This is a genomic window from Kribbella sancticallisti, assembly GCF_039530625.1.
Classification (GTDB): domain Bacteria; phylum Actinomycetota; class Actinomycetes; order Propionibacteriales; family Kribbellaceae; genus Kribbella; species Kribbella sancticallisti.
This window is the reverse complement of the sequence record NZ_BAAAOS010000048.1, coordinates 232239-256069: the sequence shown is the minus strand read 5'-3', so window position 1 is coordinate 256069 and position 23831 is coordinate 232239. Positions and strand designations below refer to the sequence as shown.

General features: G+C 68.4%; 22 protein-coding genes and 1 pseudogene. 18 read left to right on the top strand and 5 right to left on the bottom strand.

Annotated features, from left to right (window positions below):
• Positions 1-163 precede the first annotated feature (163 nt).
• The 5 genes from ABD255_RS30555 (at position 164) to ABD255_RS30535 (ending at position 5811) form a co-directional block, all read left to right on the top strand.
• On the top strand, positions 164-787 hold the full coding sequence (locus tag ABD255_RS30555) for a ClpP family protease (protein ID WP_344220130.1): 624 nt from the start codon (positions 164-166) through the stop codon (positions 785-787).
• A gap of 28 nt (positions 788-815) precedes the next feature.
• The gene (locus ABD255_RS30550; RefSeq protein WP_344220128.1) at positions 816-1427 is read left to right on the top strand and encodes an ATP-dependent Clp protease proteolytic subunit; all 612 of its coding nucleotides are present in this window, start codon (positions 816-818) and stop codon (positions 1425-1427) included.
• A gap of 192 nt (positions 1428-1619) precedes the next feature.
• The gene (gene clpX, locus ABD255_RS30545) at positions 1620-2915 is read left to right on the top strand and encodes an ATP-dependent Clp protease ATP-binding subunit ClpX (RefSeq protein WP_344220126.1); all 1296 of its coding nucleotides are present in this window, start codon (positions 1620-1622) and stop codon (positions 2913-2915) included.
• Positions 2916-3043: 128 nt separating this feature from the next.
• Positions 3044-4261, top strand: a complete 1218-nt coding sequence (locus ABD255_RS30540; RefSeq protein WP_344220400.1) for an alpha/beta hydrolase — start codon at positions 3044-3046, stop codon at positions 4259-4261.
• A gap of 149 nt (positions 4262-4410) precedes the next feature.
• Positions 4411-5811 (top strand): glycoside hydrolase family 6 protein, encoded by a 1401-nt coding sequence (locus ABD255_RS30535; protein WP_344220124.1) that lies wholly within the window; start codon positions 4411-4413, stop codon positions 5809-5811.
• Between the two features lie 342 nt (positions 5812-6153).
• Here the strand turns inward: ABD255_RS30535 and ABD255_RS30530 are convergent, their stop codons facing one another.
• Positions 6154-7005, bottom strand: a complete 852-nt coding sequence (locus ABD255_RS30530) for an SDR family oxidoreductase (RefSeq protein WP_344220122.1) — start codon at positions 7003-7005, stop codon at positions 6154-6156.
• Between the two features lie 129 nt (positions 7006-7134).
• Here ABD255_RS30530 and ABD255_RS43885 point away from each other — a divergent pair.
• Together ABD255_RS43885 and ABD255_RS43880 are read left to right on the top strand one after the other, a co-directional pair.
• Positions 7135-7659, top strand: a pseudogene (locus tag ABD255_RS43885) (cupin domain-containing protein); the annotation flags it as partial.
• A complete protein-coding gene (locus ABD255_RS43880) occupies positions 7645-8043 on the top strand; it encodes a helix-turn-helix transcriptional regulator (protein ID WP_425554576.1) in 399 nt (132 codons plus the stop codon). The pseudogene ABD255_RS43885 and the gene ABD255_RS43880, both read left to right, overlap by 15 nt.
• 295 nt (positions 8044-8338) lie before the next feature.
• On the opposite strand, the gene ABD255_RS30520 is transcribed toward ABD255_RS43880, so the two are convergent.
• Entirely contained in the window at positions 8339-8824 is a 486-nt protein-coding gene (locus ABD255_RS30520; RefSeq protein WP_344220118.1) for a hypothetical protein, read from the bottom strand.
• 229 nt (positions 8825-9053) lie between these two features.
• Here ABD255_RS30520 and ABD255_RS30515 point away from each other — a divergent pair, with 229 nt between their 5' ends.
• A complete protein-coding gene (locus tag ABD255_RS30515; RefSeq protein WP_344220116.1) occupies positions 9054-9890 on the top strand; it encodes a hypothetical protein in 837 nt (278 codons plus the stop codon).
• Between the two features lie 157 nt (positions 9891-10047).
• Here ABD255_RS30515 and valS read toward each other — a convergent pair whose 3' ends face one another.
• Positions 10048-12588 carry a valine--tRNA ligase gene (gene valS, locus ABD255_RS30510; RefSeq protein WP_344220114.1) on the bottom strand — a complete coding sequence of 847 codons (2541 nt, stop codon included), beginning with the start codon at positions 12586-12588 and terminating at the stop codon, positions 10048-10050.
• A gap of 73 nt (positions 12589-12661) precedes the next feature.
• Here valS and ABD255_RS30505 point away from each other — a divergent pair, with 73 nt between their 5' ends.
• From ABD255_RS30505 to ABD255_RS30465, 9 genes are all read left to right on the top strand, one after another.
• On the top strand, positions 12662-14023 hold the full coding sequence (locus ABD255_RS30505; protein WP_344220112.1) for a bifunctional folylpolyglutamate synthase/dihydrofolate synthase: 1362 nt from the start codon (positions 12662-12664) through the stop codon (positions 14021-14023).
• Positions 14020-14367, top strand: coding sequence for a DUF4233 domain-containing protein (locus tag ABD255_RS30500; protein WP_344220110.1), 348 nt, complete (start codon positions 14020-14022; stop codon positions 14365-14367). Before ABD255_RS30505 ends, ABD255_RS30500 begins: the two co-directional genes overlap by 4 nt.
• 162 nt (positions 14368-14529) lie before the next feature.
• Positions 14530-14940: a nucleoside-diphosphate kinase gene (gene ndk / locus ABD255_RS30495; RefSeq protein ID WP_344220108.1), complete on the top strand. Its 411-nt coding sequence runs from the start codon at positions 14530-14532 to the stop codon at positions 14938-14940.
• A 358-nt stretch (positions 14941-15298) separates the two neighbouring features.
• Complete coding sequence (gene mreB, locus ABD255_RS30490; protein ID WP_344220106.1) at positions 15299-16324, top strand: rod shape-determining protein; 1026 nt, start codon at positions 15299-15301, stop codon at positions 16322-16324.
• A gap of 13 nt (positions 16325-16337) precedes the next feature.
• Complete coding sequence (gene mreC / locus ABD255_RS30485; protein WP_344220104.1) at positions 16338-17264, top strand: rod shape-determining protein MreC; 927 nt, start codon at positions 16338-16340, stop codon at positions 17262-17264.
• 1 nt (position 17265) lies between these two features.
• A complete protein-coding gene (gene mreD, locus ABD255_RS30480; RefSeq protein ID WP_344220102.1) occupies positions 17266-17802 on the top strand; it encodes a rod shape-determining protein MreD in 537 nt (178 codons plus the stop codon).
• Positions 17799-19853: a penicillin-binding protein 2 gene (gene mrdA, locus ABD255_RS30475; protein ID WP_344220100.1), complete on the top strand. Its 2055-nt coding sequence runs from the start codon at positions 17799-17801 to the stop codon at positions 19851-19853. Before mreD ends, mrdA begins: the two co-directional genes overlap by 4 nt.
• Positions 19850-21016, top strand: a complete 1167-nt coding sequence (gene rodA, locus ABD255_RS30470) for a rod shape-determining protein RodA (RefSeq protein ID WP_344220098.1) — start codon at positions 19850-19852, stop codon at positions 21014-21016. The genes mrdA and rodA overlap by 4 nt, the downstream gene beginning before the upstream one ends.
• Before the next feature lie 51 nt (positions 21017-21067).
• Positions 21068-21808 carry a hypothetical protein gene (locus ABD255_RS30465; RefSeq protein ID WP_344220096.1) on the top strand — a complete coding sequence of 247 codons (741 nt, stop codon included), beginning with the start codon at positions 21068-21070 and terminating at the stop codon, positions 21806-21808.
• A gap of 103 nt (positions 21809-21911) precedes the next feature.
• On the opposite strand, the gene ABD255_RS30460 is transcribed toward ABD255_RS30465, so the two are convergent.
• Entirely contained in the window at positions 21912-22370 is a 459-nt protein-coding gene (locus tag ABD255_RS30460; protein ID WP_344220094.1) for an Lrp/AsnC family transcriptional regulator, read from the bottom strand.
• Positions 22371-22449: 79 nt separating this feature from the next.
• Here ABD255_RS30460 and ABD255_RS30455 point away from each other — a divergent pair, with 79 nt between their 5' ends.
• Positions 22450-22860, top strand: coding sequence for a DUF2000 domain-containing protein (locus tag ABD255_RS30455; RefSeq protein WP_344220092.1), 411 nt, complete (start codon positions 22450-22452; stop codon positions 22858-22860).
• On the opposite strand, the gene ABD255_RS30450 is transcribed toward ABD255_RS30455, so the two are convergent.
• On the bottom strand, positions 22857-23822 hold the full coding sequence (locus ABD255_RS30450) for an asparaginase (RefSeq protein ID WP_344220090.1): 966 nt from the start codon (positions 23820-23822) through the stop codon (positions 22857-22859). The genes ABD255_RS30455 and ABD255_RS30450 overlap by 4 nt on opposite strands.
• Positions 23823-23831 lie beyond the last annotated feature (9 nt).

Genomic DNA, 23831 nt, shown 5'->3' with positions numbered 1-23831 from the left:
GGATCCCCAGTGGATCCGGGCCGTCGCTGTGTGTCGAAGGTGTTCCAACAGAGACGGAAACCTGCCGTTCGCGGAATTCGCTCAGAGCAGACCGGGTGCGCCGTGAGCGAACACTTGCCGACCGGCCTTAGGTCTGTCGCCGCCGACCAGTAATGTCGGCTTCGTGAACGAGACATTTGCAGCCAGCCCCACCGCCGCGGGCGGCAACGGATCCGGCGGACTCGACGACCACATCTACCAGCGCCTGCTGACCAACCGGATCATCTTCCTGGGGTCCGAGGTTCGCGACGACAACGCGAACGCGATCTGCGCTCAGATGCTGCTCCTCAACGCCGAGGACCCCAACAAGGACATCTGGCTGTACATCAACTCGCCGGGTGGTTCGGTGGACGCCGGAATGGCGATCTACGACACCATGCAGTACATCTCCAACGACGTCGCCACGGTCGGGATGGGCCTGGCCGCGTCGATGGGACAGTTCCTGCTCTGCGCCGGTGCGAAGAACAAGCGCTTCGCCCTGCCGCACGCGCGGATCATGATGCACCAGCCCTCCGGCGGCATGGGTGGAACGGCCTCCGACATCAAGATCCAGGCCGAGCAGTCGCTGCACATCAAGGCGCAGCTGTTCCGCCTGATCGCCGAGCACACGAGCCAGCCGCTGGAGCAGGTCGAGAACGACGCCGACCGCGACCGCTGGTTCACCGCGGAGCAGGCGAAGGACTACGGCTTCATCGACCACGTCGTGGCCAGCGCGGCTCAGTTGAGCAGCGGCAGCCCCAACTCCTGATCTCCCACTCCAGTCTTAAGGAAATCGCATGAACTACTTCATCCCGCAGTGGGAGGAGCGCACGTCGTACGGCATGCGCCGGATCGACCCCTACACGAAGCTGTTCGAGGACCGGATCATCTTCCTCGGCACCCCGATCACCGACGAGATCGCCAACGCCGTGATGGCGCAGTTGCTCTGCCTGCAGGCGATGGACTCCGACCGGGACATCAGCATCTACATCAACTCGCCCGGTGGTTCGTTCACGGCGCTGACCGCGATCTACGACACGATCCGCTACATCAAGCCGGACGTGCAGACGGTCTGCCTGGGCCAGGCCGCCTCGGCCGCCGCGGTGCTGCTCGCCGCCGGTACTCCGGGCAAGCGGCTCGCGCTGCCGAACAGCCGGATCATCATCCACCAGCCGGCCACCGAGGGCACCTACGGGCAGTCCAGCGACATCGAGATCCAGGCGAACGAGATCCTGCGTCTGCGGGCGCTGCTGGAGCAGATGCTCGCCGAGGCCAGCGGCAAGCCGCGCGAAGAGGTTTCGCGTGACATCGAGCGGGACAAGTTCCTGACCGCCGAGCAGGCCATCGAGTACGGCCTGATCGACGACATCCTGCAGAGCCTCAAGTCCCCGGTTCCGGCCGGCGTCTGAGAAGGAACCACCCCGTTTCGGCGGTGCCGTCCCAGGCCGTGTCAAGAAACAGTGCGTTCGCCACCGGCGTAGTCACAACGCGTCGGCGAGCGCGGCGTTTCGGCCTTCGGCGCGGTACCGTCGAATCGGGATCCGGGCCCGGTCTCAGGTTCGGTTGCCCGGTTCGACTGCTCAGAGAAGGGATCTGTCCCGGTGGCACGCATAGGTGACGGCGGCGACCTGCTCAAATGCTCGTTCTGCGGGAAGAGCCAGAAGCAGGTCAAGAAGCTCATCGCCGGTCCCGGCGTCTACATCTGCGACGAGTGCATCGATCTCTGTAACGAGATCATCGAGGAGGAGCTGAACGAGGGCTCCGAGGTCGGTCTGACGGAGCTGCCGAAGCCCCGGGAGATCTACGACTTCCTCAACGCCTACGTCGTCGGACAGGACGTTGCCAAGAAGGCGCTCGCGGTGGCGGTCTACAACCACTACAAGCGCGTCCGCGACGGTCAGGGCTCCTCGAGCGCCGGCCGGCACGCGAAGGACGAGGCAGTCGAGCTCGCCAAGTCGAACATCCTGCTGATCGGCCCGACCGGCTGCGGCAAGACCTACCTGGCCCAGACGCTGGCGCGGATGCTGAACGTTCCGTTCGCCATCGCCGACGCCACCGCGCTGACCGAGGCGGGCTACGTCGGCGAGGACGTCGAGAACATTCTGCTGAAGCTGATCCAGGCCGCTGACTACGACGTCAAGAAGGCCGAGACCGGCATCATCTACATCGACGAGGTCGACAAGATCGCCCGCAAGAGCGAGAACCCGTCGATCACCCGCGATGTCTCCGGCGAGGGTGTCCAGCAGGCCCTGCTGAAGATCCTGGAAGGTACGACGGCCAGCGTCCCGCCGCAGGGCGGCCGCAAGCACCCGCACCAGGAGTTCATCCAGATCGACACCACCAACGTGCTGTTCATCGTCGGCGGCGCGTTCGCCGGCCTGGACCACATGGTGGAGCAGCGGGTCGGCAAGAAGACCCTCGGCTTCAACGCCTCCCGCGAGCCGGAGAAGCCCAAGGAGGTCAACGGGTACTCCGACGTGATGCCCGAGGACCTGCTGAAGTTCGGCCTGATCCCCGAGTTCATCGGGCGCCTCCCGGTCATCACCACGGTCTCCCCGCTGGACCGCGACGCGCTGATCAAGATCCTGTCGGAGCCGAAGAACGCGCTGGTCAAGCAGTACCGGCGGCTCTTCGAGATCGACAACGTCGAGTTGGAGTTCAGCGAGGACGCGGTCGAGGCGATCGCGGACCAGGCGCTGCTGCGCGGCACCGGCGCCCGTGGGCTGCGGGCGATCATGGAGGAGGTGCTCCTCAACGTGATGTACGAGGTGCCCAGCCGTGAGGACGTCGCCAAGGTCGTCGTCACCGGCGAGGTCGTGCTGGAGAACGTCAATCCGACGTTGATCCCGCGGGACCAGATGGAGCGCAAGCGCGAGCGGCGCGAGAAGACCGCCTGACGCACCCCTTCGGAATCAACACCGTCGAGGAGGCCGGTATCCGCTGAGAGGCGGACCACCGGCCTCCTTCTCGTGGCGGACGTGCCGGTACCGCGGCCGCGCCTAGCGTCGACAGCGTCTCGGCGGCTCTGGCCGGAGTACCGGGCTTCCCGCTTGGACAGGCCGAGGAGAGGCAGTTCACGGTCTTCAACGCGAAACTGGCCGCGGCCTGCCTGACCACGTCACCGGATCGGCTGCGGCACTACTCGACCGCGAACGTTGCCCGTGACATGGATCTGCTCCGGCAGTCCGTCGGCGACGCCAAGCTCAGCTACGCGGGCTACTCGTACGGCACCTACCTGGGAGCCACCTACGCGCGCCTGTTCCCGAACAAAGTGCGCGCGCTGGTGCTCGACGGGACACTGCTGCCGTCGTGGTACTCCGGCTCGGATGGTGACACGCGGCCGGTCGGAGTACGGCTGCGTCAGGGGGAGGGTGGGGCCGAAGTCCTTGCCCAGTTCAACACTGAGTGCAAGAAGGCCGGGCCCGACGCCTGTGTGCTGGCAAAGCTGGGGGATCCGGCCACTGTGGTCAAGAACCTCTTCCAGCGGCTGAAGACCAACCCGGTCGACCTCACGATGCCGGACGGCAGCACTCTGAAGGTCACCTACGCGCTGGCGGTGCAGATCACCTTCTTCTCGCTGTACTCGCCTGCTGGCTGGCCGGACCTGGCTGGCCTGCTTGCGGAGCTTTCGGTGGCTTCCGACGCGCCCGCCGGGCGTCGTACGGCGGCTGTTGCGGCCGGCAAGTTGCCGCAGGGGTTGCTGGAGTGGAACCGCCGCAAGGAGGACTACGTGTCTGTCGGCAACAGCCTGCAGCCCTGCATCGAGGCTCGCCAGTCTGGGCGCCCGTTCGCCTACCCGGCGTACGCCGATGCCGCGGACCAGGCGGCACCGGACTTCGGGCGATTCCGGGCGTGGGTCGGCCAGACGTGCGAGTTCCTGCCGGTGCGTGACTCCGACGCGTTCCTCGGGCCGTGGAAGCTGAAGGTGAAGTCGCCTGTGCTGGTGTTCGGCACGCGGTACGACCCGGCCACGCCGTACCAGGCAACGCGCCCGTACGCCGACCTCTACCCGGACGCGCGGATGGTGACGCTGAACGGGTGGGGTCATACGACGATCCAGAAGAGCGCCTGCGCCGACGCCACCATCACGGCGTACCTGGTGAAGTTGCAGGCACCTGCTGACGGCGCGGTCTGCCAGCCGGACCGCAAGCCCTTCGATCAGTTGCCGATGGCAAAGAGCCCGGTACCGGCGGGGGCTGACGTGCCTGCCGGGGTGCAGCGCTGGGGTGGACTCGGGCTCTGAGCTGGGGGCAGATGGGTTGGGAGCGCTTCCAGAGCCCTTGACGTGCGCCGGTGGGACCGGCAGCATTCCGGGTGACGTCGCTGTGATGATGTCTTTCTGAAAGCGCTCCCAGACTGTCTTCCGCCCCTTTCATGACAGGAGCAGCACCCATGCGATGGATCACGCGCGGCCTCGTCGCCGTCGGCCTCACGCTCGCCCTGACCGCGCCCGCGGCCACCGAGGCCGGAGCGGCCACCCAACTCATCCAGAACGGCACCTTCAGCACCAGTACGACGTCGTGGTGGAGCACCGGGAACACGCCGATCAGCGTGGATGCCGGGCGGCTCAAGGCCGTCGTACCGGGTGGCACCGCGAACAAGTGGGACGCGATGCTCGGCCAGAAGATGCCGGCGTTCCCGATCCATCAGAACCACCGGTACACGCTGTCGTTCGACGCGTCCGCGTCGGCAACCCGGGAGGTGCGGACGACGGTGCAGCAGAACACGGCTCCCTATCCGGCGACGCTCGACAAGGTGTTCACCGTGGACACCACGATCCGGCGCTACGCGTTCGCGTTCACCGGCTCGCTGGAGACGGTCAACGCGGAACTGACGTTTCAGTTGGGCGGGGTAGCCGGATTCAGCTTGTGGCTGGACAACATCTCGCTGGTCGACAACTACGGCAACGTGGCCGGGAGTCCGGTCCAGTTGACCAACGGCTTCTACGTCGACCCGAATTCCAATCCGAAGCTGTGGGTGGACGATCCGCAGAACCAGAACCACCCCGACCGGCAGGCGATCTCGGCGTCCATCGCGACCAAGCCGATGGGGCGGTGGTTCGGCAACTGGAGTGGGGAGATCGCTGACGCGGTGCACAGGTTCGTCGGGCCGGCGGATGCGGCTGACAAACTGCCGGTGCTCGTGGCGTACAACATCCCCGGCCGGGACGCCTGTGGTGGACATTCGGGTGGCGGCGCGGGGACGGAGGCGGCGTACAAGGCGTGGATCGAGACCTTCGCCGCGGCCATCGGCGGCCGGCCCGCGATCGTGATCCTCGAGCCGGACTCGCTCGGCGACTTCCAGTGCATGACGCAGGCCGAGCAGGAAGAGCGGACCAGAATGCTGAGCTTCGCGCTGCAGCAGTTCAAGACTCTGGCGCCGAACACCTGGACCTACCTCGATGCCGGCAACGCAGGCTGGGCCGACGCGTCCGAGATGGCTCGCCGCCTGAACGGCGTTGGAGTCGGTGTCGCGCACGGCTTCTCGGTGAACGTCTCGAACTACTACACCACCACGCAGTCCGTCGCCTACGCCAACGCCGTCAACACCCACCTGGGCGCCGCCAAGCCGTTCGTCATCGACACCAGCCGCAACGGCAACGGCCCCGGCGCCGACTGGTGCAACCCGCCGGGCCGCAAACTCGGCACCACCGCCCAGCAAGGCGGCGGCGCCGAGATGCTCCTCTGGGTCAAGGTCCCCGGCGACTCAGACGGCCCTTGCGGCATCGGCCCCGAGATCCCCGCAGGCCAGTTCAGCCCCGCCTTGGCCACAAGCCTGATCAACGGCGGCTAACCACGCCTCCCCCGGCGCTCGCGGAGACACCACCCGAGCCGTGTGCCCCACCCGCCGGCGCCCCGGGTGTTGCGTACTGCGGCCACCCACTCCTGCGAGCTTGCTCGCGTGCCCAGCCAGGCACGCCGGCCACCGCTTCCTGCGAGCTTGCTCGCGTGCTCAGCCAGGCACGCGGGCCACCGCTTCCTGCGAGCTTGCGCGCGTGCTCAGCCAGGCACGCGGGCCACCGCTTCCTGCGAGCTCACGTGCTCAGCCAGGCACGCGGGCCACCGCTTCCTGCGAGCTTGCTCGCGTGCTCAGCCAGGCACGCGGGTCAGCTCGCAGGCGGCGTAGTACTGATGACTACTTCTTCAGAGCGGCGGCGATCGAGTCGGCGAGGGGTGTGGTCGGCCGCCCGATGAGCCGGCTCAGGTCGTTGCCCCGACCGGCGAGCAGCCCGCGCCCGATGGCGACGTCCACATCCGCGAACACCTTCGCCATCACCTCAGGAAGCCCAGCGCCAACCAGCACACCAACAAGCGTCTCCTCAGGAACGTTGTTGTAGGCAACGTCCTTGCCCGCCTGCGCCGACAGCTCAGCCGCGTACTCCGCCAGCGTCCAAGACACGTCGCCGTTCAGCTCGTACGCCTTCTTCTCATGCCCTTCACCAGTCAGTACTACGGCCGCCGCGGTCGCGTAGTCCCGCCGAGCAGCAGACCCGACCCGACCATCACCCGTGCTCCCGACAACCCCGTGCTCCAACTGCACGGCGATCTGGTCGGTGTAGACCTCGTTGTACCAACCGTTGCGCAGGAAGGTGTAGCTCAATCCCGACTCCAGAATCGCCTGCTCGGTCGCCTTGTGGTCGGCAGCAAGCGCGAAGTCGGCCTCCGGGCCGCCCAGCACACTCGTGTACGCGATGCGCCCGACGCCGGCCTCCTTCGCGGCGGCGATGATGCCCTCCTGCTGCGAGACCCGGTTGGGCTCGTTGCCCGAGATCAGCAACACGGTGTCGCCGGCGTTGAAGGCCTTCGCGAAGGCCGCCTGGTCGTTGTAGTCGGCGATTCGCAGTTCGACGCCGCGGGCCGCCAGGTCGGCCGCCTTCTCCGCGTCGCGAACCACGGCGACGACCTGGTCGGCCGGCACCCGGGTCAGCAACTCGTCGATGACGAGGCGTCCGAGGTGGCCAGTTGCTGCGGTGACGACAATGCTCATAGTTTGTCTGCTCCCGGTGAAGTTGAGGTTTCTACTACCCAGATTAACTGGCTGCTGCGAGCGGATCTATGTCTATCTGGCTCTCGTTTATGTCTTATCGTCTTTCCAGCATGGCGTATCATCGAGTCCATGGATGTGCTCTCAGATGTGGTCGCCTCGATGCGGACCGGTCCGGCAAACTCCGGCCGGACGGATGTGCGCGCGCCCTGGGGGCTGCGGTTCGTCCAGTCCACCGGAGCCACCTTCCATCTGATCCTGCAGGGGAATTCCTGGCTGATCCCGTCGGACGGCGCGCCGCCGGTGGCGATGGGCCCGGGCGACGCCGTACTGCTTCCGCGCGGGCTGGAGCACGCCATCGCGGATCACCCTGGTTCGCCGCTGGTCGATTTCGACCCCGAGGCCGCAGAGCTGACGCCAGGTGGGGACGGGACGCGGTCGCTGTTGCTGTGCGGCACCTATCGGCTCGACCGGCAGCGGCCGCATCCGGTGCTCAGCAATCTGCCCGACATCGTCCACCTTCCGGCGGATCCGGGCCGGCATCGCACGTTGCACACCACGATCGGAATCCTCGGCGAGGAACTCGACTCGAACCGGCCCGGCGCGGCCGCCGTGGTGCCCTCGCTCGTCGACGCGCTGCTGGTGCTGATCCTGCGGGCCTGGTTGGAAGACCAGAGCAATTGCTCGACTGGGCCCGGCTGGTCCAAGGCTCTGACCGACGATGCCGTCGCGCGTTCGTTGGAGTCGATCCACGCCCGGCCGGGTGCTTCCTGGACCGTCGCGGATCTCGCGGCCGATGTCGGGTTGTCCCGCGCGGCCTTCGCCCGCCGCTTCACCGAGGCCGTCGGCGAACCTCCGCTGACCTATCTGTCGCGCTGGCGGATGACCACGGCCGCGCGCCTGCTGCGCGACCACGACCGCTCCCTCGCCGCCGTTGCGAAGGAGATCGGCTACACGTCGGAATTCGCTTTCGCGAAGGCGTTCAAACGCGACTTCGGCCTGGCTCCTGGCGCCTACCGCCGCCAGGCCGTCCTCAACTGACGCAATCGAAAGCAGACCGCGGCCGCAACGAGCCCGCTACGCCATCGCTCGCCTTGGGGTTACGCGTGGACGTGCCGACGATCTTCAGTCCTCGAGTTCCACGCTGCTCGGCAGCAGCCCCGTCACCAGCAGCCCACCCGCCCCGAGCGCAGCCGCCACACCGGCAACAAACCGGACCGCTTCATGATGTTTCCCCTGTAGTTCAACGCTTCCCGTTTGGTTGCGCATCACTAGAGACGACACCCTGTCACGGTCTGGTTCGGCTCTCTTTCGTACTCCGCTGGGCCGGCTGGCGCTACTTCATGGCGGTGAAGGCTTCGTCGGCTACGGGACCGACCGTGTCCGCGTTGACGCCGTCGTTGGCGGACTGGGCGATCACGGTCAGGGTGTTGGACCCGCGGTAGCACTGCGTCGGGAGGTTGTCGTTCGACTCGACGCAGGTGGACTGGCCGACGACCTTGACCAGTTCGGGCGATGCGCCGGAGTCCTTGATCGTCCCGTCGATGTCGACCTTGCCGCGCAACGCGATCACGATGAACAGCCGGCTTCCGCTGAGGTCGCCGTACGCTTCGACGGTTGCCTGCTTTCCGTCGTTGATCTGGCTCAGGCGTTCCCGGGTCTGGTCGAGTTGCAGCTGGCCGCGGATTTCTGGATCGGTGATGCGGTCGAGGCCGGCGAGTTTCGCGGGGGGCTCGATTCCTCGTGCGGTGTTGAGGCGGCTCATCGGTCCCAGGCCGGCGAAGTACCCGACGGCGGCGAGCGCCAGCAAGACCACAAGCACAGAACCCACGGTCACCCAGGGGTTCCGCCGCCATTTGACCTTCTTGAGGCCGCGCCAGGGTGCTTTCCACCAAGGGCCTTTAGGTCCGTCTCCGGCGCCCTTGGCAGCGTCCGCTTCCTTACCCTTGGCAGGCTTTCCATCGACCTTCGTTGCCGCAGCACCCTGACCGTCGCCGCCCGCCGACGGCTTTTCAGCATCCTTCGCGGATGCGGTCGTACTCCCAGCGGCCGTGGCACCTTCTGCTGTCACCACAGGAATCGACGCCGTATCAGCCTCGGTCGCGTCCTTGTCCGAGCTGGTCGGCTTACCGGAGGCGCCGGCGGCGGAAGGCGCAGGAGTACCGGCTGCGCCGGCGGCGGAGGGCGCAGGAGTACCGGCTGCACCCGCGGCGCTGGCTGCAGCGGCGGCGGGCGGCGCAGTACTGGCGGTGGCTGCGGGAGTTGTTGCCGGAGTACCGGGTGTTGGTGAGGTCGGCTTGGCTGGCTCAGTCGGGCTGGCGCTGGCGGGAGGCGTCGCACCGCCGGTGGGCGACGGAGGCGACGTGGGGGTTTGCGGGGGCTTGGCGGTGGCTGAAGGAGCCAGGGGTTTGGCGTCGAAGGGTAGTTCGGGGGCCGGTCCCGGTGTTGACGTCTTCTTGGCGGCGCGCTTGCGGGTGGGGCGGGCTGGGGAGATGGCTTCGGCGTCGGCGGTCAGAGGGTCGCTCGGACCGGCACCGGAGGTTCCCGCCGAGGAGGTGCCGGGGGTTCCGGCCGAGGAGGTGCCGGGGGTTCCGGCCGAGGAGGTGCCGGGGGTCCCGGCCGAGGAAGTGCCCGAGGTTCCGGCCGTGGAGGTGCCGGGGGTCCCGGCCGAAGAGGTGCCCGAGGTTCCGGCCGAGGACGTGCCCGAGGTTCCCGCCGTGGAGGTGCCCGAGGTGCCCGCCGAGGAGGGGCCGGGGGGTGACGAGGGGGAGGTGTTGTCTGGCGACTTGGGGGTGTTGGGGTCGTCCGTGGGGGCCGGGGGGTTGGGGGTGTTCATGGGGTGCTCCTCGGGGCGCGCGGACGGTGTCGCCGGGGGTGGGTCGGGGTGATCACGATGGTTTCATATCCGGACAAAGGTGCCAGAAGGTCCCGTGCGGGTGGTCGGGACCTGAGGCTGGTCCCGCAGCGTAGTCGGTCAGGTGGAACAAGTAACGCCCGCCTCCGGAGAAGCGGGCGTTACCAACGGGCGTGCGGGATCGTGCGGGACTACAGCGTGGCGATGACCGAGACCGAGTCGGAGTCGTCGGGGCTCCAGACGATCTCGCCGGTGATCCGGCCGGCCGCGCGGAGGTCGACCTCGGCCTGCTCGGCGAGGGTGAGGCGGGTGGCGGGGCCGCTGACCTCGACCTTGGAGACCTCGGTCTTCATCGAGACCTGCGCGGTCGACTTGGCGCCACGGATGCCCGCGAGGACCTCGGCGACCGCGTCGAGGACCGCCGGGTCGTGCTCGGTGGAGGCGATGTCGACCGCAGCGGTCGGCCAGCTCGTCCGGTGGATCGAACCTTCCTGCCACCACGACCAGACCTCTTCGGTCGCGAACGGCAGGTACGGCGCGAGCAGGCGCAACTGGACCGACAGGGCGACGGCGAGTGCGGCCTTCGCCGAGGTGGCGCCGGCCTCGCCGTGTCCGCCGTAGGCGCGCTCCTTCACCAGCTCCACGTAGTCGTCGCAGAACGTCCAGAAGAACCGCTCGGTCGCCTCGAGGGCGCCGGTGTAGTCGTACCGGTCGAAGGCGGCAGTCGCGTCGTCGATCACCGTGCGCAGTTGCTGCAGCATCGCCAGGTCGACGGGCTCGGTGACGGCCGAGGCGTCCACCGTGGTGGCGCCGAAGCCGAGGACGAACTTCGAGGCGTTCAGGACCTTGATCGCCAGCCGCCGGCCGACCTTCATCTGCGACTCGTCGAACGGGGAGTCCAGCCCCGGCCGGGCCATCGCCGCGCGCCAGCGGACCGCGTCCGAGCCGTACTTCTTCAGCACCTCGTCGGGCAGGATCGCGTTGCCCTTGGACTTGCTGATCTTCTTGCGGTCGGGGTCGACGACGAAGCCGGAGATCATCGACCGCGCCCACGGCAGGGTGCCGTTCTCGAAGTGGGCCCGGACGACGCGGGAGAACAGCCAGGTGCGGATGATCTCGTGCGCGTGCGTGTTCAGGTCCATCGGGAAGGTGCGCTGAAACAGGTCCTCGTCCCGCTCCCAGCCGCAGACGATGTGCGGGCTCAGCGACGAGGTCGCCCAGGTGTCCATCACATCGGGGTCGGCCGCGAAGCCGCCCGGCTTGCCGCGCTGGGACTCGTCGTACCCGCCCGGGACCTGCGAGGTCGGGTCGATCGGCAGGTCGGCCTCGCTCGGCATCAGCGGGTGGGCGTAGTCGAGCTCGCCGTCGTGGTCGATCGGGTACCAGACCGGGAACGGGACGCCGAAGAAGCGCTGGCGGGAGATCAGCCAGTCGCCGTTCAGGCCCTCGACCCAGTTCAGGTAGCGGTGCTTCATGTGCTCGGGGACCCAGCCGAGCTCGTTGCCGCGGTCGACGAATTCCGCCTTGAGATCGGCGTCGCGGCCGCCGTTGCGGATGTACCACTGCCGGGTGGAGACGATCTCGAGCGGCTTGTCGCCCTTCTCGAAGTAGTTCGCCATCCGCTCGGTCGGCTTGGGCTCGCCGTCCAGGTCGCCGCTCTCGCGCAGCTTGGCGACGACGACCTCGCGGGCGCTGAAGACCGTCTTGCCGGCCACCTCCGCGTACAACTCGGAACCTTCGAGCCACTCCGGGGTCTCGCGCAGGAGCCGGCCGTCGCGGCCGATGACGGTGCGGACCGGGAGTTGCAGCTCACGCCACCACTGGACGTCGGTCAGGTCACCGAACGTGCAGCACATCGCGATGCCGGCGCCCTTGTCGGGCTCGGCCGCCTCGTGGGCGAGGACCGGCACCTCGACATCGAACAGCGGCGAGCGGACCGTAGTACCGAAAAGGTCCTTGTAGCGCTCGTCGGACGGGTGGGCGATCAGCGCGACGCAGGCCGGGATCAGTTCGGGCCGGGTGGTCTCGATGTAGATCGGGCCGGCCGGGCCGTGGAAGGCGATCCGATGGAAGGCGCCCGGATAGGGACGGGCTTCCAGTTCGGCCTGGGCGACGGCGGTCTGGAACGTTACGTCCCACATCGTCGGCGCCTCGGACAGGTACGCCTCGCCGCGGGCGAAGTTGCGCAGGAAGGCGCGCTGCGACGTCCGCCGGGAGTCCTCGGAGATGGTCGTGTAGAGGTAGTTCCAGTCGACGCTCAGGCCGACCCGGCGCCACATCGACTCGAACGCCTGCTCGTCGATGTGGGTCAGCTCACCGCACAGCTCGACGAAGTTCTGCCGGCTGATCGGGACCTGTTTCTTCGGGTCCGGCTTGGCCGGCGGCTCGAACGAGGTGTCGTACGGCAGCGACGGGTCGCAGCGGACGCCGTAGTAGTTCTGCACCCGGCGCTCGGTCGGCAGGCCGTTGTCGTCCCAGCCGATCGGGTAGAAGACGCTCTTGCCGCGCATCCGCTGGAAGCGCGCGACCAGGTCGGTGTGGGTGTAGCTGAAGATGTGCCCGACGTGCAGCGACCCGGAGACCGTCGGCGGCGGGGTGTCGATCGAGTAGACGTCCGCACGCTCGGCCGTACGGTCGAACGCGTAGGTCTGCTGCTCCTTCCATACGGCAGCCCATTTCTCCTCGAGGCCATCGAGGGTGGGCTTGTCAGGAACGCGGGACGTCTCGGTCATGCGCCCAATCGTAGTGGTTGTCAAGGGGTGCTTCCGACCGGTTATCCACACCCCCCAATAGACTGGCGCCCTGATGAGTGACCTCTCGTACGCCGAAGTGTCGGCGAAGCTCCAGGCCCGCTGGCCGGAGAACAAGATCGACCCCACGCTGGACCGGGTCCGGCGGCTGGTCGAACTGCTCGGTGATCCGCAGCAGACCTACCCGGTGATCCACCTGACCGGCACCAACGGGAAGACCTCCACCGCGCGGATGATCGACTCGCTGCTGCAGGAGGCCGGGTTGCGGACCGGCCGGTTCACCAGCCCGCACCTGGAGACCGTCCGGGAGCGGATCACGCTGAACGGCGAGCCGATCGACGAGCAGCGTTTCGTCGAGGTCTACACCGAGATCGAGCCGTACGTGAACGTGGTCGACTCCGAGAACGAGCACCCACTCTCGTTCTTCGAGGTGATGACCGCGATGGCGTTCGCCGCCTTCGCGGACGCCCCCGTCGACGTCGCGGTGGTCGAGGTCGGCCTGGGCGGCACTTGGGACTCCACCAACGTCGCCGATGGCGCCGTCTCGGTGATCACCCCGGTCGCGGTGGACCACGCGCACATCCTCGGCGGCGATCCCGTGACGATCGCCGGGGACAAGGCCGGGATCATCAAGCCGGGCGGCACCGTGGTGATCTCCCAGCAGAGCCTTGAGGTCTTCGAGGTGCTGCTCAGGAGGGCGGCCGAGGTCGGCGCCCAGGTCGCTCGGGAAGGTCTGGAGTTCGGCGTCATGTCGCGGGCCGTGGCGGTCGGCGGCCAGTTGGTCTCGTTCAAGGGCCTCGGCGGCGAGTACGAGGACGTGTTCCTGCCGCTGCACGGCGAGTACCAGGCCCACAACGCCGCCACCGCCCTCGCCGCCGTGGAGGCGCTGCTCGGGTCCGGCGCCCAGACCGAGGACCGGATCACCACCGACCTGATCCAGGCCGGCTTCGCCGAGGTCACCAGCCCGGGGCGGATGGAGGTCGTCCGGACCAGTCCGACGGTGATTGTCGACGCCGCGCACAACCCGCACGGCGCCGAGGCGACCGCCGCCACCGTGTCCGAGGCGTTCGCGTTCCAGCCGCTGATCGGCGTCCTGGGCTGCATGAAGGACAAGGACGTGTACGGCGTACTCGAGGCGTACGAGCCGATCATGGAGACCGTCGTCTGCACCCGGAACTCGTTCACCGAGCGGTCGATGCCGGCCGAGGAACTGGGCGAGATCGCCGCGGAGATCTTCGGCGAGGACCGGGTCCTGGTCCGGCCGAAGCTGATCGACGCGATCGACGACGCGATCCGGCTGGCGGAGGAGAACGCGCTCGCGATGGGCACTGGCGGCGTCCTGATCACCGGCTCCGTCATCACCGCCGGTGAGGCCCGGACGCTGCTGGTCCGCAAGCCCGCGGGGGAGAAGCGATGAGGTCGCTCGCCTCGATCGTGCTCGGCTTCGAGTTCCTCATCCTGGCGCTCGTCACGCCGGTGATGATCTCGGTCGCCGACGTCGAACCCAGTACTGCGATCCCGGTGTGCCTGGGGCTCGCCGTCCTGGCGCTGGTCGCGGCCGGACTGCTGCGCAACCGGGTCGGCTACGTGCTCGGCTGGATCGTCCAGGTCGCGTCCGTCGGACTCGGCTTCGTCGTCCCGGTGATGTTCGTCCTCGGCCTGGCCTTCGGCGGGTTCTGGGTGATGGCGATCGTGCTCGGCCGCCGGATCGACGAGGCGAAGGCGGCCCAGGCTCAGGCGCAGACCCAGCCCGAGAGTTGAGCGAACCGACGCCACTTCGAGGTAGTGGCGCCGGTTCGCACCCCATCGCGACAGAGTTGGCAAGCCCCCCTCGCCGTCCCTGCTACTGCTTTAGATGCACCGAACTCGTGAAAAGTTACGATCGGCGGCACATCGACCGCCAGAACCCCGGAGAGAACTGACATGTCGCAGCGCACCCTCGTCCTGCTGAAGCCCGACACCGTACGCCGCGGCCTGGTCGGGGAGATCCTCGGACGGTTCGAGTCCAAGGGTCTGTCCATCGTCGCGATGGACCTGCGCACGATCGACGGCGAGACGGCCGACCAGCACTACGCCGAGCACGTCGAGCGTGACTTCTACCCGCCGCTGCGCGAGTTCGTCACCAGCGGCCCGATGGTCGCGCTCGTGCTCGAGGGCGACGAGGCGATCGAGGTCGTCCGCGCGCTGAACGGCGCCACCGACGGCCGCAAGGCCGCCCCAGGCACCATCCGCGGCGACCTGTCGCTGTCGAACCGCGAGAACCTCGTCCACGGCTCGGACTCGGCGGAATCCGCCTCCCGGGAGATCAAGATCTGGTTCCCCGACCTGGGCTGAGCACTGCTGGTACGCGAGGCCCTGCAGACGCTTGTCCAGGGCCTCGGCGTCCGGGTGGTCGAGGTCGGTCAATAGGTCCAGGCACGCCTCCCTGGCGGTGCCGGCAGCGTCCTCGCTGCCGGTCTCGCCGTGGACGTCGCCCAGGTTCTGCAGCATGCGGGCCTGGTAGTAGAGGTCGTTCAGTTGCTCGTAGAGGCGTAGGGCCCGCCCACCCGAGGCTCTCGCGCGGTCACCGGTCGGATACGATGCGTACGCGGTCGACCTGGTGAATCCGGACTCGTCGGGCCCGTGTCGATGCGCCGGCCGGACAGGTCGCGCACATAGCCTGAGAACCCGGATCGAGCGGAAGGGCGCCGCGATGGCGAACAGCATGCTCGGCCGCGACATGGCGGTCGACCTCGGCACGGCCAACACCCTGGTCTACGTCCGCGGTCGCGGCGTGGTCCTGAACGAGCCGTCCGTGGTCGCGACCCGGACGGACGAACCGCGCGAGGCGGTCGCGTTCGGGCACGAGGCCAAGAAGATGATCGGGCGGACGCCGGGCAACATCACCGCGATCCGGCCGCTCAAGGACGGCGTGATCGCCGACTTCGACGCCGCCGAGCAGATGCTGCGGTACTTCATCCAGCGGGTGCACCGGCGCCGCTACTTCGCCAAGCCGCGGATCGTCGTCTGCGTGCCGTCCGGGATCACCGCGGTCGAGCAGCGCGCGGTCCGCGACGCCGGCTACATGGCCGGGGCGCGCAAGGTCTACATCATCGAGGAGCCGATGGCCGCCGCGCTCGGCTCGAACCTCGAGGTCCGCGACGCCACCGGCAACATGGTGGTCGACATCGGCGGCGGTACCACCGAGGTCGCGGTGATCTCGTTCGGCGGCATCGTCACCAGCCAGTCGATCCGGGTGGCCGGCGACGCGATCGACAAGGCGGTGGTGAACTACTGCAAGAAGGAGTACTCGCTGATGCTCGGCGAGGCCACCTCCGAGCAGATCAAGATGACCATCGGCTCGGCCTTCCCGACCTCCGACGGGCCGGACTCCGAGATCCGCGGCCGGGACATGGTCTCCGGCCTGCCGCGCACCGTGAAGGTCTCGTCGGCGAGCATCCGGCAGGCGATCGAGGAGCCGATCACCGCGATCGTCGACGCGGTCAAGGCCACCCTGGACAAGACCCCGCCCGAACTGGCCGGCGACATCGTCGACCGCGGCATCGTGCTGACCGGCGGCGGCGCGCTGCTGAAGGGCATGGACGAGCGGCTGCGGCACGAGACCGGGATCCCGATCCACGTCGCCGACAACCCGCTGGACGCCGTCGTGCTGGGCGCCGGCAAGTGCGTCGACAACATCGAGACGCTGAACCGCATCCTCGTCACCGACCGCCGCTGAACCGAGAAGCGTGATGCTCAAAGACCTCGGAACCCCGGCGAAGGGCCTGGTCCGTTCGGCCGGCCTGCCGCGGGAGATCCGCCGCCGCCGGACGGTCCTGGTGCTGGTGATCCTGGCGTCGTTCACGCTGATCGTGCTGGACGCGCGCCGCTCGGCCGGCTCGCCGGTGGAGCCGCTGCGGCACGCGGCCGCGGCCGTCTTCGGGCCGCTGGAGTCCGGGGCGACCTCGGCCCGGCAGCCTGTGGACGAACTCCGGGACCGGTTCGCGGAAGTCGATAGGCTCAAGGCTGAGAACGAGAAACTCACAGCGGACAACGAGAAACTGACCACCGAGCTTCGAACGACCGACTACGCCCGCAGCCGGGCAGCCGAGCTCGATCGGCTGCTGAAGGTCGCTCCGGCGTACACCGTGACCCCGGCCCGGGTGATCGGGATCGGCAGCGCGCAGAGCTTCAACCACACCGTCACCATCGACGCCGGGACCGCGGACGGTGTCCGGCAGGACATGACCGTCCTGAACGGGGACGGGCTGGTCGGCCGGGTGGTGCGGACGACCGAGGCCACCGCGACCGTGCTGCTGATCGGCGATCGCAACTCGACCGTCGGTGGTCGCCTGAACTCCACGCTGGCGCTCGGCTTCGTCTCCGGACGGGGCGAGGTCGGGTCGTCGGCGTCGCTGGACTACAAGCTGGTGGACCTCAAGGCCCGGCCCAAGCCAGGGGACCGGATCGTCACCTGGGGGTCCAGCGGCAACGCGCCGTACGTTCCCGGGGTGCCGATCGGCACCGTCACCTCGGTGACGCCGGTGCAGGGCACGCTCGGCTCCACCGCGCTGGTGAAGCCGTTCGTGGACCCGAGCCGGATCGACACCGTCGGGGTGGTGACCGGGCCGCCCGCGCGGCCGCCGCGAACCACCGTCACGCCTCAGAAGGGAGGCTGAGATGCCCGCACTCCGGATCGTCCTGGCCGCCCTCTTCCTGGTGGTCGCCGTCACCGTGCAGACCTCGCTCCTGCCGCAACTCGCGGTCGCCGGCGTCGGCTGCGACCTGGTGATGATCGTGGTCGTCGCGCTCGCGCTCTCCCGCGGCCCCGAGTGGGGTGCGATCGCCGGTTTCCTCGGCGGGCTGATGCTCGACGTGGTGCCGCCGGCCGACCACACCGCCGGCCGGTGGGCCCTCGCCCTGGCGCTCGCCGGCTATGTGGCCGGCCTGATCCGGCGGGAGACGACTTCAGCGGGTCCGGTGGGACCGCTCGGCGTCGCGCTGACCGTCGTGATGGGCGCTGCTCTGTCCCTGACCGTGTACTCCGCCACCGGGTCGCTGTTGCACGATCCGGCCGTCGACTGGGGCGAATTCGGCGTCCGGCTCGGGATCGCCGCCGGGTACGACGTGGTCGCGGCGATCGTGGTGATCCCGCTGGTGATGTGGTTGATGGGACGGGTCGTGCCGGCCCGCGAGCGGCGGCGGGTGCTGCCATGAGCTTCGACAGCTTCAACCCGGCGCCGCTGAAGCCGCGGTTGCGTCTGTTCGTGATCCAGGTGCTCGTCTTCTCGCTGATGTTCACCCTGCTCGCCCGGCTCTGGTACATGCAGGTGATGTCGTCCGAGGACTACTCCCAGGCAGCGACGCAGAACCACACCCGCGAGGTGCTCGTCCCGGCCCCGCGCGGCACGATCGTGGACGCGGCCGGCCGCCCGCTGGTCGGGAACCGGGTGTCGCTGGTGATCACCGTCGACCGGTCGGTGCTGGCCAAGCTCCCGGACGAGCAGCAGCAGGTCGTGCTCGCCCGCCTGGCGAAGGTGCTCGGCCAGAAACCGAAGGACCTGACCGCCCGGACCATGCTCTGCGGTGAGCCCGGCGCGTCGAAGCCACCCGCCTGCTGGAACGGTACGCCGTACCAGCCGATCCCGGTCGCCAAGGACGTCAGCGAGCAGGTGGCGATCGAGGTGATGGAACGCCGCGAGGACTTCCCGGGCGTGGCGGCGGAATCGGCCGCGCTGCGCGCCTACCCGTCGCCGTTCGGGGTGAACGCGGCCCACATCCTCGGCTACCTGTCGCCGATCACGACCGAAGAGCTGGACAAGCTGGACGCGGCCGGGCAGGACTCGGTGCCGCACCGGTCGGACCTGGTCGGACGGGCCGGGGTCGAGCGGACGTACGACCAGTTGCTGCGGGGCACGCCCGGCGTGAAGAACGTGATCGTGGACGCGGTCGGCTACACGACGGGCATCCAGAAGCAGACCGCGCCGGTGCCGGGCTCGACGCTGATGACCAGTATCGACGCGCGGGTCCAGGCCTCGGTCGAGGCACAGTTGCGCGGCGCGATCATGACAGCCCGCAAGCAGTACGACAAGATCACCAGGCGAAACTACGTCGCCGACTCCGGCGCGGCCGTCGTGATGGACACCAAGACCGGCCAGATCGTCGCGATGGCCAGCTATCCGAACTACGACCCGGGCGTCTGGGTCGGCGGCATCTCGCAACGAGAGCTGGACACCCTCTACTCGTCCAAAGCCGGTACTCCGCTGGTGTCGCGGGCGTTGCAGGGCCAGCTCGCGCCCGGTTCGACCTTCAAGCCGATCACCACCGCGGCCGCGATGGGCAGCGGCTACGGCCCGAAGACCCGGCTGGACTGCTCGTCGTTCTTCGAGGTCGGCAACCGCAAGTTCAAGAACTACGAGTCGGCGTCGTACGGGATGATCGGCTTCGACCAGGCGCTCTCGCTGTCCTGCGACACCTTCTTCTACCGGATCGCCTACGCCCTGTGGCTCAAGGAGGGCGGCAACTCCAGCGACGTCAACGCCGTCGACCCGCTGGTCGAGATGGCGAAGAAGTTCGGGCTCGGCAAGCCGACCGGCATCGACCTGCCCGGCGAGGTGTCGGGCCGGATCGCGGACCGCAAGTGGAAGCTGGAGTACTACGAGGCGCAGAAGGGCTACTACTGCAAGCTGGCGGCCGACCCGCCGGCCGGGACGTCGGCGTTCCTGAAGCAGTTCTCCCGCGAGTTCTGCGCCGACGGTTACCGCTACCGCGCCGGTGACGCGGTCAACTTCGCCATCGGGCAGGGCGACACCACGGTCACTCCGTTGCAGATGGCAACGGTCTACTCGGCCCTCTCGAACGGCGGCACGCTGTGGGAGCCCCGGGTCGCGAAGGCGGTGATCGGCCCGAACGGCAAGGCCCGCCCGGTCCGGTCGACGGTCGCGGCCAAGCTCCCGGTCTCCTCGGCGACGTTGCGGTACATCGACCGCTCGCTCAAGGAGACCACCAAGACCGGCACCGCGGCCTGGAAGTTCACCGGCTTCCCGCTGGACCAGGTCCAGATCCGCTCGAAGACCGGGACCGCGGAGGTCTACGGCAAGCAGACGACCTCCTGGATGGCGTCGTACACGGAGCGCTATGCGGTGGTGATGATGATCAGCCAGGCCGGTACGGGCTCCGGCGCCTCCGGTACCGCGGTACGGCGGATCTACGAGACGCTCTACAACATCAAGCCGGTCGCACCGCCCGCGAAGGTGGCGGACGAATGAGCCTGCTGACGCCGATGCGCCAACTGCGGCCGAGGGCCGACCGGCGCTCGACCCTCTGGCAGGTCGACTGGGTGCTCGCGTTCGGGGTGCTCGCGCTGTCCGCGATCGGCTCGCTGCTGATCTGGTCGGCGACGCACCAGCGCACCTCCCTCACCGAGGGCAACCAGTACGAGTTCCTGGTCCGGCACGGGCTCAACTTCCTGATCGGCCTGGTGCTCGCGGTCGGCGCCGCCGTCACGGACCACCGGCGGGTGCGCCTGCTGGCCCCGGTCCTGTACGCCGCGTCGGTGGTCGGGCTGATCCTCGTCCTGGTTCCCGGTGTCGGTGCCGTCGTCAACGGGTCGCGATCCTGGATCCAGCTGCCGTGGATGTCGATCCAGCCGAGCGAGTTCGCGAAGCTCGCGGTGATCGTCGGGATGGCCTTGCTGATCGCGGAGAAGGGCGAGACGAACCACCGCGAGGCGCGCACGATCGACATCGCCCAGGCGATCGCGGTCGCCGCCGTACCGGTGATCCTGGTGATGCTGCAACCCGACCTCGGCACCGTGATGGTGCTCGGGTCGATCGTGTTCGGCATCATCGCGGTCTCCGGGGTGCCGAAGCGCTGGATGCTCGGCATCGTCACCGCGGCGACGGTGATCGCGGTGCTGGCGATCGAGCTGAACGTGCTGAAGGACTACCAGTTGGCCCGGTTCACCGCGTTCGCCGACCCGTCGCAGGACCCGCAGGGCATCGGCTACAACGTGAACCAGGCGCGGATCGCGATCGGCAACGGCGGCGTCTTCGGACAGGGACTGTTCCACGGCTCGCAGACGCAGAACGCGTTCGTGCCCGAGCAGCACACCGACTTCGTCTTCACCGTGGCCGGCGAGGAGCTCGGCCTGATCGGTGCCGGCGCGATCATCTGCCTGTTCATCCTGATCCTGTGGCGGGGACTGCGGATCGCCGTCAACGCCCGGGACGCCTTCGGCCGGCTGATCGCCACCGGCGTCGTCTGCTGGTTCGCCTTCCAGGCCTTCGAGAACATCGGCATGACGCTGGGCATCATGCCGGTCACCGGCCTCCCGCTGCCCTTCGTCTCCTACGGCGGCTCGTCGATGTTCGCCGGTCTGCTGGCGGTCGGACTGCTGCAGAACATCCACCTGCGATCGCACGAAGTGTGAGTCGGGTACGCTTCAGCCTTTCTGAGACCCCTCGACGGTTCTGGATGGGTTATGAAGCTCGCATGGTCCCCGCTCGCCCTTGCCGCTGCCCTCTCCTTGTCGCTGACCGCCTGCGGTGACGACAAGTCCTCGGCCTCGACCACCCCGTCGTCGACACCCTCCGCGGTGGCCACGCCGGCCGACCCCACGCCGACCGAGACGCCCACCGAGACAGGTCCGGTGAAACGCACCTCGGCGGAGCTGACCAAGGCACTGCTCGAACTCAAAGACCTGCCGACCGGGTTCACGCTGGTCCCCGACGAGCCGGACGACGAGGACGTCATCCCCTTCTCGTCCTCGGCCGGCAAGTGCAAGCCGCTGGTGAAGTTCCTCAACGCGGACAAGGCGCCCGGCTCCAAGGCGAACGCGCACCGCTCGTTCACCGGCGGCCAGGAAGGTCCGTACATCGACTTCTCGCTCGACTCGATGAACACGTCGACCGCGGTGGGCAAGTTGCAGACGTCGTACCGGGAGGCCGTCGAGTCCTGCCAGAAGGTCACCATGAGGGTCGCCGAGCAGGGCTCGTCACCGATGGCGGTCGAGGAGATCACCGCGCCGCAGTTCGGTGAGGGTCCCTTCGCCTTCAAGCTCACCGGCTCCAGCGGACCGCTGGAGGGCCGCGAGTTCACCATGGCCACCACCGGCGTCGGCGACGTCATCGTCGCCGTCGGCATCATGGCCGGCCAGCAAGGCGAACTGGACGGTGCCACCGAAGCCGCCGTCGAGAAGGCCCGCGCCGTCCTGGCCAAGTAGCCACGCGCGGGGTTGTCACCGCTGGAAGTAGACCCGCGGGGTTGGTCAGCGCTGGAAGCAGACCCGCGAGGTTGTCAGCGCTGGAGGCAGACCCGCGGGGTTGTCAGCGCTGGGGGAGGGGCATGACGGTGGTGCGGCGGTGGTGCTCGAAGACGACTGAGCTGCGGATGTCGCCGATCTCCTGGCGCTTGGCGAGATCCAGCACGAAGTCGCGCAGGGCCGCGGTGTCCTTCACGGCGACGTGGGCGAGGAAGTCGGAGGCGCCCGAGACCATGAACATCTCCAGCGTCTGCGGCAGGCTCTGCACGTAGTCCTGGAACGCGGTCGCGACCGCCATCGCCTGCGGGCGGAGCTTGATCGAGATGATCGCCTGCGTCGACCGGTCGATCGCCTGCAGATCGACCTCCGCGTGGTAACCGCTGATCACACCCCGCTCGCGCAGCCCGCGGACCCGTTCCAGGCAGGTCGACGGCGCGATCTTCAACTCCGCCGCCATGTCCCGGTTGGTCCGCCGCGCGTCGTTCTGCAGCATCCGCAGCAACGCCGTATCAAGTTCGTCCATGCGAGGAAGTTTGACAGATTCGCCGAACATCGTTCGGTCAGTCGCTCCGGCAGTCGGGCAGGCGACTAATTTGACCGCCATGTTGGCGAACAAGATGGTAGTGGTTCTCGATCCGAATGTGCCCGTCGGAGTGGCCCTGAACGCGGCCGCGTTGCTGGGGGTCGGGCTGGGGTCGCAGCTTCCGGATCTGATCGGCGAGGGCACCCCGGACGGCTCCGGCGGCCTCCACCCGGGAATCTGCGTGCACCCGATCCCGATCCTGAAGGCTGACGCCGCCCGGCTTCGCGAACTCCGCGCCGCCGCGGCGAGCCGGGATGGGATCGAGGTCCACGACATCAACCAGGTCGCCCGCACGTCCCGGACCTACGAGCAGTACCTGGCGACGATGAGCGGCACCAAGGAAGAAGACCTCGAGTACGTCGGCCTGGCGATCTACGGCCCCCGCACCGCCGTTAACTCCTTGACGGGCGCGCTGGCCCTCTACCGCTAGAGCATCGAGCGGATCTCGCCGACCGGCTTGCCGCCGCCGAGGATCGCGATGTCTCGCAGTTCGGCCGCGGCGGACACGTCCAGCCCGCACTTCTCCAGCAACGCCAGCGCTAGCGCGGTGGTCGCCCGTGGATTCCCGTCGATCACCTTCACTGCGACGGCGTGGCCATCCGGCGTTGCCATCGCGATCACGCCCTCGGCGCCGCCCTTGGCGATAACGCCAGGGAGCAGGCGCATCACCTCGCTGTTCTGGTGGCCCTTGCCGCCGACGAGTTCTGGGTGCCGGCGCATCGCCTCAGCCACGTGGCGGTCCGCAGTACCGGGTGCTGCGGTGGCGAGGTGGCTGAAAGCGCGGGCCAAGCCGGAGAGCGGCATCCCCAGCAACGGGGCGCCGCAGCCGTCGATCGCGACGATGCCGGTGGTTGCCTCGGTCAAGCGCTCGATCTCGGTCGTGAGGATCTGCTGGACCGGGGAATCAGGAGTCAGATACGCCGCCGGGTCGGCGCCGCGGGCGACTGTTGCCTTGAGCATCGCGGCGTGCTTGCCCGAGCAGTTCATCCGGACCTTCTCGGGCCCGACACCCTCGGCGATCAGGCGAAAGCGGGTCGCCTCGTCCTCCGGGCGATCCGGCGGGCACCCCAACGCCTCCCGGTCGAGGCCCACGGAGCCCAGGATTCCGTCAACCAGGGCGACGTGCCGGTTCTCACCGGTATGACTGCCGGCCGCGATCGCCGCCTCTTCGTCGCTCAGGTCGGCGCCCGCAACGATGCAGCCGACCGCCTGCAGCGGCTTGGCCGTCGACCGAGGCAGTACTACGGCGTCCACCTCCCCGGCGCCGAACACCTGCTTCCCATCCGGATCCAGCGCCACCGCCAGCCCGAAGTGCCGGCTCTCCACGAACCCGCTCCGGACCACCTCCGCCAGTTCCTCGACAGCCTCGAGTCCGGGCACACCATTCGCCATGCCGCGCAG